The organism is Duganella levis (genome assembly GCF_009857605.1).
Taxonomy (GTDB): domain Bacteria; phylum Pseudomonadota; class Gammaproteobacteria; order Burkholderiales; family Burkholderiaceae_D; genus Rugamonas; species Rugamonas levis.
Genome location: NZ_WWCT01000001.1, coordinates 247,282 through 259,150, shown reverse-complemented (window position 1 = coordinate 259,150; position 11,869 = coordinate 247,282). Strand labels below are relative to the sequence as shown.

The window sequence follows — 11,869 nt, the reverse complement described above, 5'->3', positions numbered from 1 at the left end:
TCCTTAATACTTGTAAGCCAGCGTTGCGCCGAAAGTGCGCTGCTCACCCAGCCAGCCCCACACTGAACCATAATCACCCGCCACAACACGACGGTAATACTGCTTGTCAAACGCATTGTTCACCCACACCGACGCCGTCCACTCGCCGCGATCCAGTTTGCCGCTGGTACCGGCCGAAAACGCCGCCAGACCATAACCCTGCACGCGCGTCAGCGAGGAATTGTCCACCGAGCCATACATCCAGCCACGATACGAATAACGGGCGGTGACGAAGTTCTTCAGGCCATTCTCCGTGCGCCAGTCATAGCGCGTATTCGCATTCCACGTCACCTTCGGCGCATTGAACACGCGCTGCCCGGTCAGATTGCAGAAGGCCGGCGGCTTCGGCGACAACGTAATCTCCGAGCCGCAGCGCGCATGCGCATAATCGGTGTAGTAAGCATCGTTATAGACGCCCGCCAGATTCGCCTGCCAGCCCTTGGCCAGCGCCACGCCAATCGTCGCTTCCGCGCCACGCGAACGGAACGTGCCCGCGTTCAGCAAGTAAGTCTGTTGATCGTCAGGGTTATAGCCTTGCGTCTGGAAGTCAGTCACCTCGGTCAGGAACACATCCGCCTTCAGGCTAACCTTGTTATCCAACAGCGAACCCTTGATGCCCAGCTCCGTGCTCTTGGTCTTTTCCGGCTTGATGATCAGCGTATCGTAACCAGCCGCTTTGGCCGCACCGGCCGAGATATTGATGCCGCCCGACTTTTCGCCATACGAACCAGCCAGATAGCTGCTCCACGCCGGCGCTAGCTGATACTTCAATACCAGCGTCCCCGAAGGCAGAACATGGTATTCCTTGATATAGCCCGAATTGAAGGCGGCCTTGTTATAGCGGATAAACTGGCCGCCCTTCTCTTCATAGTTGGCGCGCACGCCGGCCACCAGATCCAAATCCGGCGCAATATGCAGCGTGCCCTGCGCATATGGCGAAATCATATGATCGTGCAGCAGGCCAAAGCGAATGATATCCAGATTGTTGTTGCTGGCCGCATCCGTGTAAATGCCGGCCAGCTTGTTGTTGGTGTAGCGCGTGTGCGCGGCGGTATCCAGGTTCTCGCCCAGATAGGTCAGGCCCACCGCGTAATCAAACTTCTCGCCCACTGGCGAATCCAGACGCAGCTCCTGCGACCACGTGCGGTCCAGCACCCGCGTGCCGGTGTTGTTGTAGACCGCCACACTCAGGCCGTCCGCATAGGTCGGATCGGAACGGAAGTAGCGGTACGAGGTGACGGAGCGCAGCTTGAAGCCGTTATCGAAGCGCCAGTTGGCCTCCGCCGACACGCCACCCTGCTTCACATGCACGCGGTTCTCGTCGTCCAGATCCACATTCGGCCCAAACACCACATGGTTGCCCACCGCCGTCGAGTGTTTGAGATAGCTATCCACGCCGCTGAACACATTGGTCGACAACAGCACCGCCGTCGGCTCGCTGTTGGTGACGTTGATGTCGGCGCTCAGACGCAGATCAAAGTTATCGCCACGCTTGTACAGCAATTGACCGCGCGCGCCGCTGCTCGTGGAGCCATTCAGGCGATTGCCGTTGCGGACATTGGTCACCGCGCCGTCGTTATTGCTGTACACCAGATTCAGGCGGCCGGCCCAGTTGTCCGACAAAGGGCCGGAGACCATCGCGCGTCCACGCGTGTAACCATGCTGACCATACGCCACGCTGGCCGATGCTTCCGGCGTAAAGGAAGGAGCGACCGTTTGCAGATTCAGCACGCCGCCGGTGGCATTGGCGCCGAACATCGTGCCCTGCGCGCCGCTCAGCACCTCGGCGTAGGCGATATCACCCAGGCCGCTGCTCAACATGCCGGCGCGAGGCAGGTACACATTGTCGACATAAATCGCCACGCTGCTAGGCATGCCGATGTTGGAGTCGCCACTGGCCTGGCCGCCGCCATCACCCACGCCGCGAATCGATATCTGCGTATCCGACGGATCGGTACTCTGGATTACCAGGCCAGGCACCAACTGTTGCAAGTCTTCCAGCGTGGTGAGATTCTGCTCTTCCAGATCCTCGCCGCTGATGCGGTAGGCCGACGTCGGCGCACGCTGCACATCGTCGGACTCCTGACTGCCGGGACGCTTGGCGCCCTTCACCGTCACGCGCGCCAGCACCTCGTTACTGGCGACCGGCGCAGAAACCACGGCAGCTGCCGCCACGGGCGCCCGCAGCGCAACCGGCGTGATCACCGCCTGCAACGGCGCGCGAGCGGCAGCCGGCGCCGCAATCGCGCGGCGGATCGTCAACGTGCGGCCACCACCGGCGCTGACCAATTCAAAACCTGTGCCTTCCAGCGCGCGTTCGATCGCCTCGGTGGCGCTGTAGTTGCCGCTCACCGGCGCGGAACGCACCGAGTCCACCAGCTTGGGATCATAGGCCAGCGCGACGCCGCTTTCCGCAGCAATGCGCAACAGCGTCTTGTCCAGCGAAGCGCCGGCCAGCTGATATTGGTGGCGAGTCGCATCCTGCGCCAGCGCGGCTGGCAGGGCGAGTAACTGGGTCACGGCCAGGATGGCCAGGATGTGCTGTGGTTTTTGCAAAACATGCCTCACAAGGTTATGGCGCCTCGATCGAGGCGCTTCACCAACCATGTGCATCGAGAATTGGAAAGTGACACCGCAAATTGAAAATTTTTTCAGACTGCGTTCAGCACCGTCAGATAGCTGCCATAACGCTTGACGCGCACCGGCAAAATATCCACTACCTGCATCAGCGCGCGTTCGACATCTTCCAGCCGGAATACGCCGCTGATCTGCATCGCCGCCGCGCGGCCGCTGACGCGCAAAAGCCCTTTGCGATAGCGGCCGAAAATCTCCAGCAGCTCAGCCAGAGGCATCCGGTCGGCCACGCAAACGCCGCGCGTCCACGCGCTGGCAGCGGCAAACGACATTTCCGCCTGCTGCACACCCTTGTGATCGAAGTAGAAGGTTTCGCCGGCCGACACCAGCACCGGTGGCCCGCCATGCGTCCGCAGCAGCGCGCTGCCGGCACTGACCGACACCATGCTGCGCTGATGCAGGCGACCGACATTGAAGGTCGCGCCCTCGGTGGCAACCGTGCCGTGATCGGTGGCCACGCTAAGAAGATCGTCGCGCTGCGGCCAGGACTTGACCAGCACCTGCCCCTGTTTCAGGTCCAGACGTGGACTGGCAGCGCTGCCACTGAGGTAGATGCGGCTATTGGCGTCGAACGCCAGCGGCGTGCCGTCGGCCAGCTTGCCTTCGCCTCGCTCACCAACGGCGCTGCGCCAGTCGGCATCGAAGCCCATGCCATGCAGACCCTCGCGAATGCCCCACGTACCGCAGCCCACCACCAGCATGGCAAAGGCGGTACGCAACACGCGGCGGCGTTCCGTCGCCGGCGTGCGCAAGGCATGCGCCATGGCCGACGCGTCGCGCGCGTGCGAACCGCCGATGCGCGAGAGCCGCTGCTGCAAAGCGTTCCAGGCTTGTTCGTTGTCGGCTTGCGCTGTGCGCCAGTGGTCGAATTCATCCAGCACGGAGGCGCCAACATCGCCTTCGCGCAATCGTACTTCCCACATCACCGCCTGATGTTCGGCCGGCGCCAGCCTCATGCCAGCGCACAGCAGGCTGTCAACGCCTGCGCCATGTACTTGCGCACCATGCTGACCGACACGCAGAGTCTAGTGGCGATTTCCGCATAGCCCAGCTCCTCGAACTGGCTGAGAATAAAGGCTTCGCGCGCTTTGGCGCTTATGCTTTGCAGTGCTGCGTCAATGCGCAGCAGTTCGTCGATGGCTTCGCAAATATCCTCGGGCGAGGCGTCGGAAAACTCCGGCGCCTGCGCCAGTTGTTCCAGGTATTCGCGCTCCAGGTCGCGGCGGCGCCAGAATTCGTAAGTGAGGCGGCGCGCAATGGTGGTCAGCAGCGCGCGCGGTTGGCGGATCTGGCTGACGTCTTCCATGCCAGCCAGTTCGGTGAATGCCGATGCCGCCAGATCCTCGGCGTCATTGCGCGAGCCGACCAGGCGATGGACGCTGGCCGTGAGCCAGCCATAACTGCGGCGGAATTCACCGCCGAGGAATTGGTCGCGCGCGGCGGTAGCGAAGGAAACGGTAATCATGGCCGCCAATATAGAACGGCGGGCCACTTAATAAAACGAACAAATCCAAATAAGCTTCTTCCAAAATAAAAGACATCACCAAATGGATATGGCAGCCTTCATTTTAGTTATCGCTCCGCAGCTTCGCGCCGATGCGCAAAGTGGCGGCGATGTTGCGGGCGGCGTTGCGGACATTGGCTGCCGCAGAGGCCATCGCCTCTTCCACCGTGACCGGACGGCTGACGGAGCCGAATACCGCGTCGATGCCGTGATCGTGCACCGCAGCCGCACCGGTGCCGAGACCACCGGCAATCGCGATCACCGGCTTGCCGTGACGCTGTGCCACGCGCGCAACACCAACCGGCGTTTTGCCGTGCACGGTCTGACCGTCGATGCGGCCTTCGCCGGTGATGACCAGGTCCGCATCGGCCACCGCCGCGTCCAGGCCTACCGCCGCCGTGACGATCTCACTACCGGGCCGCAGACTACCGCCGAGGAATACCAGCATGGCTGCGCCGATGCCGCCACCAGCGCCGGCGCCTGGCACATCGGCCACTTGCCGGCCAAGGTCGCGCTCAATCACTTGCGCGTAGTGGCGCAGATTGTCATCCAGCCGCGCCACCATTTCCGGCGTGGCGCCCTTCTGCGGGCCGAAGATGGCGGAGGCGCCTTGCGGTCCCACCAACGGGTTGCTCACATCGCAGGCCACGTCGAACACGCAGTCCTTGATGCGCGCATCAAGTCCGGACAGGTCGATGCGGTCCAGCATATTCAACGCGCCGCCGCCCAGCACCAGATCGGCGCCGGTCGCGTCGATCAGACGGCCACCCAATGCTTGCAGCATGCCGGCGCCGCCATCATTGGTGGCGCTGCCGCCGATGCCCAGCACAAAGCGGCGCGCGCCGGCGTTCAGCGCGTTGAGTATCAACTGGCCGGTGCCGAAGCTGGTGGTGCGCAGCGGATTGCGTTGCGACGGCAGCACCAGTTCCAGTCCGCTGGCGGCGGCCATTTCGATCACCGCTGTCTGGCCGTCGCCCATCAAACCGTAGAACGCCGATACCGGTTCGCCCAGCGGACCGGTGACCTGCAAGGCCACGCGCTTGCCGCCGCTGGCGTCGATCATGGCCTGCACCGTGCCTTCGCCGCCATCGGCCACTGGCAGTTTCAGATAGTCGGCGTCAGGGAAAATCTCGCGGAAGCCAGCCTCGATCTCGTTGGCCACGGCCATCGCGGTCAGGCTTTCCTTGAACGAATCGGGTGCGATGACTATTTTCATATACAGCTCTTAGCGGTTAACCAGTTTTGCAGGAATGCGCAGTACCAGGATGGCGCCGACCAGTAGTACGCTGGACAGGATGTACAGCGCCACGTCGGTGCTCTTGGTTGCGTCCTTGATCCAGCCAACCAGGAACGGGCTGACAAAACCGGCAATCTGTCCCAGCGAATTAATCAGCGCCAGACCGCCCGCTGCTGCCGCGCTGCCGAGGAAGGCCGCCGGCAAGGACCAGAACAAGGCCAGCGCAGTCAAGGCGCCCATGGTAGCCATGCTCAAGCCGATCATCACGATCAGCGGATTGCTGGAGAAGTTCGCCGCCAGCAGCAGGCCAATCAGGCCCATGACCATCGGCAGGTTGACGTGGAAGCGGCGCTCGCGATGCTTGTCGGCCGAACGGCCGGCCCACACCATGAACACAGCGGCAGCCAGGTAAGGGATGGCGCTCAGCCAGCCCACCGTCTGCGCATTGTCGAAACCCAGCGACTTGATAATCGACGGCAGCCAGAAGTTAATTGCATACACGCCCATCTGGATGCAGAAGTAGATCGCGCCCAGCGTCCACACGCTGCTGTTCTTCAGCACCGCGCCAAACGACTGGCCGACGTTACTGACGGCCGTGCGCTCCTGCTCATCGGCCGCCAGAGCAGCCTGCATGGCGGATTTTTCTTCGGCGCTCAGCCATTTTGCAGAGGCGATGCCGTCGTTCAGGTAGAAGAATACGCCGGCGCCCAGCAGCACGGTCGGTATGCCTTGCAGCAGGAACAGCCACTGCCAGCCGGCCAGGCCGCCCTGTCCCACCGAGAAATGCGACAGCATCCAGCCGGACAGCGGACCGCCGATCAGGCCCGAAATCGGAATCGCCGACATGAACAGCGCCATCACCTGGCCGCGCTTCTGCGTCGGGAACCAGTGGGTAAAGTACAGCACCATGCCAGGGAAGAAGCCCGCTTCCGCCACGCCGGTAAAGAAGCGCACCACATAGAACGAGGTTGGCGAATTGACGAACATGGTGCACGCGGACAGCGCGCCCCAGGCGATCATCATCACCGAAATCCAGCGCCGCGCGCCGATTTTATGCAGGATCAGGTTACTCGGCACGCCACTCAGCACGTAGCCGATGAAGAAGATACCCGCGCCTAATCCGTAAACAGTATTGCTCAATTTGAGCGCATCGAGCATTTCCAGCTTGGCAAAGCCGACGTTGACGCGGTCCAGGTAATTGAACAGATAGCAGACGAAGATGAACGGAATCAGGTGCCAGCTGGCTTTTTTGTACGCGCCATCGAGGACGGCGGTCGCCGGCCACGCCTGGGCAGAGGTGGTGGAAGTGCTCATGCAGGTCTCCAGTGTATTTTAATGATACCGGGATTATCTGGAATCGATCACAAAAAAGCATTGGACCAACGCCCGAATCTGGCCGATCTTCGCCCTCAATTCTTAGGCAAATGCACTAAAATAAGCGCCATGAACATTATCAGCACGGCGCTGGCGCAGGATATCGTTACCCGCACCATGCGCATTATTCCCTATAACGTCAACGTGATGGACGCCAATGGCAGCATTATCGCCAGCGGCAATCCGGCCCGCATCGGCGAACTGCACGCCGGCGCCCTGCTGGCGCTGGCCAAGAAACTGACGGTGGAAATCGACGACGCCAGCGCCAAAAACCTGCACGGCGCCCAGCCGGGCATCAATCTGCCGCTGACGGTACAGGGACAATTGTGCGGTGCGGTAGGCCTGAGCGGCGCGCCGGACCAGGTGCGCCAGTTCGGCGAACTGGTACGCCTGACAGCCGAAATGATCCTCGAACAGGCGCAGTTGGCCGGCGAGCTGCAACGCGATTCACGCTACCGCGAAGCCTTTGTCCTCAACCTGATCAACGCCGAACATGCCAGCATTGCAGACCTGGAGGCGTGGGCACATCGACTCGGCGTCAGCTTCGACCGTCCGCACGCTGTCTATTTATTAGAGCTGGAAGACGCCGACCTTCAAGCGCTGCAACTGCGGCTGCAAGCACGCGTGCCGTCCTCACTGACCGCAGCGGCAGGCCCGCACGAACTGGTGATACTGGATTTTCTCGACGCGCCGGGCCACGACAAACAATTGCACGCGCTGGGCGCCATCGTGCGCGAGATCTGCCCGTCGCCGCACACGCTGACCATGGGCATCGCGCTGCAGGGCATCGCCGGCGTGGCCATTTCCTACCAGAGCGCCAAGAGCGCCGCGCGCATCGGCCGCAATCGCCATCCACGCCGTCACCAGTACAGTTACTACGACCACGCACTGCCTGTACTGCTCTCCGGCCTGGACACCGGCTGGCAGGCGGCCCAGCTGCGCGCGCCGATCGAAAAGCTTGGCCGCAACAAAGATATGCTGCAACGCACACTGGAAACCTGGTTCGCGCACGACGGCCACCCCGCCGCCACGGCCGAAGCGCTGCACATCCACCGCAACACGCTGGACTACCGCCTGCGCCGCATCGGCGAGATCACCGGGCTCGATCTGGCACGCCTGGAAGACCGTTTTTTGCTCTACATTTCCGTGCTCTTGTCCAGTCAATGAAACTGAATGAAGGCCGGTTATACACATAAAACAACACCCTCGGAAATGCGTAAAACATGCTGTATTATTCCCGCTTGCCTAAAAAGCAGCCCACAAGGCGCGCCTTGGGCCACACGATAAAACACAAAGAGCACTGGAGCTATTTTGAGCCTTTTTAGAACGAAGAATCTGGATGAGATGATCGCCAACGCCGGCAAGCCCGGTGGCCTGGCGAAGGTACTTGGTCCGTTCGACCTGATCTTGATGGGTATCGGCGCTATCGTCGGTACGGGTATCTTTGTGTTGACCGGCACCGGCGCCGTTACCGCCGGCCCGGCGCTGACGCTGTCGTTCGTGGTAGCGGCCATCGCCTGCGGTTTCGCCGCACTGTGCTACGCCGAATTTGCCTCCACCGTGCCGGTGGCTGGCTCCATCTACACCTACTCCTATGCCACGCTGGGCGAACTGGCCGCGTGGATGATCGGCTGGGACCTGTTGCTGGAATACGGCCTGGCCACATCGGCCGTGTCGGTCGGCTGGTCGGGCTACTTCCAATCGCTGATCTCCGGCTTCGGCTGGCACCTGCCGGTCGAGTTGACTGCGGCTCCCGGCGCCCTCCCCGGCGTGCACACGCTGATCAACCTGCCGGCGCTGTGCATCATGCTGGTGCTGACTGCGATGTTGAGTATCGGCGTGCGCGAATCGGCGCGCCTGAACAACGTCATGGTGGTCATCAAGATCGGCGTGGTGCTGCTGTTTATCATCGTCGGCGCGCGCCACGTCACGCCGGCCAACTGGCAGCCGTTCATGCCGTATGGCGTCAACGGCATGCTGAGCGCCTCGGCGCTGGTTTTCTTCGCCTTCATCGGTTTCGACGCCGTGACCTCGGCGGCGGAAGAGGTCAAACGTCCGGAACGCGATCTGCCGATCGGCATCATCGGCTCGCTGGCCGGTTGCACCGTGTTGTATGTGATCGTCTCGGCGATCATGACCGGCATCGTGCCGTACAAGGAATTCCTCGGCATCGACCACCCGGTCACGCTGGCGCTGCAAAAGGCCGGTGAAAACTGGTTCGCCGGCTTTGTCGACCTGGGCGCCATCTTGGGCATGACCACCGTGATCCTGGTGATGGCGTATGGCCAGACCCGCATCATCTACGCCATGTCGCGCGACGGCCTGCTGCCAAAACGCCTGTCGAAAGTACACCCGCGCTTTCATACGCCGTTCCTGGCGACCTGGATCGTCGGTATCGTGTTTGGCCTGATGGCCGCCGTGGTGCCGCTGAACGTCCTGAGTGAGCTGGTGAACATCGGCACGCTGGCCGCCTTCAGCCTGGTGTCGATCGCCGTCGTCATCCTGCGCAAGAAACGTCCGGACCTGAAGCGCGCCTTCCGCTGCCCAGGCGTGCCGGTGATCCCGGCGCTGGCCGTGATCTTCTGCGTCACGCTGATGTGCTACCTGAGCTGGGTCACCTGGGTCGCTTTCGGCATCTGGCTGGCGATCGGCCTGGTGATCTACTTCACCTACGCCCGCAAGCACTCGCTGCTGAACTAAACCGCTTCCCCAAACTGCCCGCGCCATGCGGGCAGTTTTACATCAGGTTCTCGCAATGAAAGCCTTTTCACTGTCCTGCTTCTATTGGCGAGCACCCATCCGCACACCGTCAATGCGCAGGCGGGCGGATATGCTGTGGTGCTATTTCTTCACGACTCCGTCACGGCAACCGCTGGAAGCAGCCGCCAAGGATTTGGCGCGCCTGGGATATCGCGTCGTCGGCATCTTGAAGAAACAGTCTACTTTCGCCGAAGCGCATCGCCTATAGTGGAGACTATTTTCTATCCTCTTATACCACCATGAATCTCTGGTTTCGTCTGATATGGATGCTGCTCAAACGCCCGTGGCGACAGCATGCCGATCCATTTTCCACCACCGTGGTACACATGCGCGTGTGGCCGCTCGACCTGGACCTGAACCGCCACGTCACCAACGGCCGCTACTTCACACTGGCCGATATCGGCCGCATGGACTATGTGCTGAAAACCGGCGCCTTCCGCACGGCGCTGCGTCACAAGGCGGTGCCCATCGTCGGCGACGCCTGGGGCAAGTTCCGCCGTGAGCTGAAAGTGTTTGAATCGTTCGAACTCCACACCCGCATGCTCGGCTGGGACGACAAATGGAGCTTCCTTGAGCACCGCTTCGTCAAGGATGGCCGCGTGGCCGGCGTGGTGGTGATGCGCGGCGTGTTCCGTTCGGCCAAGGGCACCGTGCCCCCGGCCGATATCGTGCGCGACCTCGGCATGCCGGAACAGTCCCCGCCCCTGCCGCAATGGCTGACTGCGTGGTCGGAGAGCTGCGACGGCATGAGCCTTCAGCTGCGCGAGGAAGAAGCTACTTCACGCTGATCTTGCCGGTGCCGGCGTTGTTCAACACCGCCGCCTTCACCGCTGATGCAGCCAGTGGCGTGACGGCATATGGCACCGTCCAACCGACCGCGCCGGTGTAGCCGCACTTGCCCGCCGCATCCAGCGCGCCGCTGTTCAGCAACGAGCCGCTGTCGGTGAACACGCCGGTCTTGCTCGACGAGCCGGAATTGGTGACGATGTGCGCACAGGTGCTGGCGCCCGCCACTTCAAACGCATTGTTCTGCGAGATGATCTTGGCCAGATAGCCCACGCCCACGCTGTAATGGTGCGGGTAGATGGCGTGCGAGCGGCTGCCTTCGAAGTAGTTGTTATAGATGTGGACTTTGCCGAACCGTACCCGCGGCGCGCGCTCGCTCACATTGAGGAAGTGGTTGCCGGTGAAGGTCACGGTCAGGTGGCCATCGTCGGTGGTGCGCGAGTCCGAGGAACCGATCAGGTTATTTTTCTGATGCAGTTCGAAGCGGTTATTGGAGATGGTGACGTAGTCCGAACCGTTCTTCACGTCCAGCGCGCCGTCGTGGCACTGCTTGATGCGGCCTTTTTCCACCGGCAGCTTATCGTCGGTCATCGGCGCGTCGGTAAAGGCGTTGTGGTCGATCCAGACGTTTTTGGAGGCCAGCACGGTGATGCCGTCGTACTCCGAATTCCAGTTGCCGGCGCTGCCGTCATCCGGGTCCCAAACCGGCGCGATGTCGCACGGCGCCTGGATATTCAGGTTGCGCACGATGACGTTCTGCACGCCGTTGATGACGATGTTGGCGTTGACCAGTTTCGTGTCGTTGCCCATGCCGATCAGCGTGGTGTTGCTGCCCAATTTGATTTGCAGGCGCGCCGCCTGGTCGGTGGTGCTGGTGTAAGGCCCACCGTTGTCGACCGCAGTCGGGTCGATGGTGCCATACAGTTTGATGATTTTTGGCTTGTCGCCCTGGGCCTTGACGGCAGCGACCAGTTGCGCGGCGGAGCTGACTTTGTAGATGGCCGATGCGGCAGCCGCAACGCCGCCGGTAGTGCCGCCGTTCTGGCTCGCCCAGCCGGCGACTGGCGCTGACTCGTAGGTGGCGTCGGCCGGTGCGGGTGCCGGCGCTGGCGTTGGAACAGGCGTAGGAGTCGGTACAGGCGTTGGCGCTGGCGTTGGCGTTGGCGTTGGGGCTGGCGTCGGAGTTGGCGTCGTCGTCAACGCCCCCACCGCGCACTTTTTGTCCTTGCCCGGATACGGGTCCGAACCAAACGTCGCCACGTTGCAGGCCACGTCGCCAGACAGCGTCTGGATCACCCACTTGTCCTTGATGCCATACGAAACCTGCCGCGCGCTGCTGTCCGCTTTGCAGGTACCGCCCTCATCCGCGCATTTGGAAAAACCGCCCGGCCAATCGGCCGCCTGCGCGCTGCCGGCGAACAGCACGGCGACTGCCGCACCTATCAAAGTCTGCTTCATATGTTAAATCCCCATTTGAAAAGTTCACAACCATATCAGAATTGAAAGTCAATCCTAACACGATTGCCATATGGCAA

Annotated in this window: 9 protein-coding genes; 3 read left to right on the top strand and 6 right to left on the bottom strand. The window is 61.9% G+C overall.

Features of this window, described 5'->3' with window-relative positions:
* Positions 1-3: 3 nt before the first annotated feature.
* The 5 genes from GTP69_RS01170 to GTP69_RS01150 form a co-directional block, all read right to left on the bottom strand.
* Positions 4-2,595, bottom strand: a complete 2,592-nt coding sequence (locus tag GTP69_RS01170) for a TonB-dependent receptor (RefSeq protein ID WP_161053157.1) — start codon at positions 2,593-2,595, stop codon at positions 4-6.
* Positions 2,596-2,690: 95 nt separating this feature from the next.
* Positions 2,691-3,629 (bottom strand): FecR domain-containing protein, encoded by a 939-nt coding sequence (locus GTP69_RS01165; RefSeq protein WP_161053156.1) that lies wholly within the window; start codon positions 3,627-3,629, stop codon positions 2,691-2,693.
* Positions 3,626-4,138 carry a sigma-70 family RNA polymerase sigma factor gene (locus GTP69_RS01160; protein WP_161053155.1) on the bottom strand — a complete coding sequence of 171 codons (513 nt, stop codon included), beginning with the start codon at positions 4,136-4,138 and terminating at the stop codon, positions 3,626-3,628. The genes GTP69_RS01165 and GTP69_RS01160 overlap by 4 nt, the downstream gene beginning before the upstream one ends.
* Positions 4,139-4,241: 103 nt before the next feature.
* Complete coding sequence (locus GTP69_RS01155) at positions 4,242-5,393, bottom strand: glycerate kinase (RefSeq protein WP_161053154.1); 1,152 nt, start codon at positions 5,391-5,393, stop codon at positions 4,242-4,244.
* 9 nt (positions 5,394-5,402) lie between these two features.
* Positions 5,403-6,728: an MFS transporter gene (locus tag GTP69_RS01150; RefSeq protein WP_161053153.1), complete on the bottom strand. Its 1,326-nt coding sequence runs from the start codon at positions 6,726-6,728 to the stop codon at positions 5,403-5,405.
* A 129-nt stretch (positions 6,729-6,857) separates the two neighbouring features.
* Between GTP69_RS01150 and GTP69_RS01145 the strand changes: the two genes are divergently transcribed.
* The 3 genes from GTP69_RS01145 (at position 6,858) to GTP69_RS01135 (ending at position 10,336) form a co-directional block, all read left to right on the top strand.
* Positions 6,858-7,955 carry a sugar diacid recognition domain-containing protein gene (locus GTP69_RS01145; RefSeq protein ID WP_161053152.1) on the top strand — a complete coding sequence of 366 codons (1,098 nt, stop codon included), beginning with the start codon at positions 6,858-6,860 and terminating at the stop codon, positions 7,953-7,955.
* 144 nt (positions 7,956-8,099) lie between these two features.
* Positions 8,100-9,488, top strand: a complete 1,389-nt coding sequence (gene bcaP / locus GTP69_RS01140) for a branched-chain amino acid transporter BcaP (protein ID WP_308494403.1) — start codon at positions 8,100-8,102, stop codon at positions 9,486-9,488.
* 326 nt (positions 9,489-9,814) lie between these two features.
* On the top strand, positions 9,815-10,336 hold the full coding sequence (locus GTP69_RS01135; RefSeq protein ID WP_202424253.1) for a thioesterase family protein: 522 nt from the start codon (positions 9,815-9,817) through the stop codon (positions 10,334-10,336).
* Here the strand turns inward: GTP69_RS01135 and GTP69_RS01130 are convergent.
* A complete protein-coding gene (locus GTP69_RS01130; RefSeq protein ID WP_161053150.1) occupies positions 10,323-11,792 on the bottom strand; it encodes a pectate lyase family protein in 1,470 nt (489 codons plus the stop codon). The two genes, GTP69_RS01135 and GTP69_RS01130, sit on opposite strands and share 14 nt — an antisense overlap.
* Between the last annotated feature and the right edge of the window lie 77 nt (positions 11,793-11,869).

Bases quoted from the DNA above. Each gene is read 5' to 3' on its own strand.
- GTP69_RS01165 (WP_161053156.1), bottom strand. From the start codon at position 3,629: ATGAGGCTGGCGCCGGCCGAACATCAGGCGGTGATGTGGGAAGTACGA.
- GTP69_RS01160 (WP_161053155.1), bottom strand. From the start codon at position 4,138: ATGATTACCGTTTCCTTCGCTACCGCCGCGCGCGACCAATTCCTCGGC.
- GTP69_RS01155 (WP_161053154.1), bottom strand. From the start codon at position 5,393: ATGAAAATAGTCATCGCACCCGATTCGTTCAAGGAAAGCCTGACCGCG.
- GTP69_RS01150 (WP_161053153.1), bottom strand. From the start codon at position 6,728: ATGAGCACTTCCACCACCTCTGCCCAGGCGTGGCCGGCGACCGCCGTC.
- GTP69_RS01145 (WP_161053152.1), top strand. From the start codon at position 6,858: ATGAACATTATCAGCACGGCGCTGGCGCAGGATATCGTTACCCGCACC.
- GTP69_RS01135 (WP_202424253.1), top strand. From the start codon at position 9,815: ATGCTGCTCAAACGCCCGTGGCGACAGCATGCCGATCCATTTTCCACC.
- GTP69_RS01130 (WP_161053150.1), bottom strand. From the start codon at position 11,792: ATGAAGCAGACTTTGATAGGTGCGGCAGTCGCCGTGCTGTTCGCCGGC.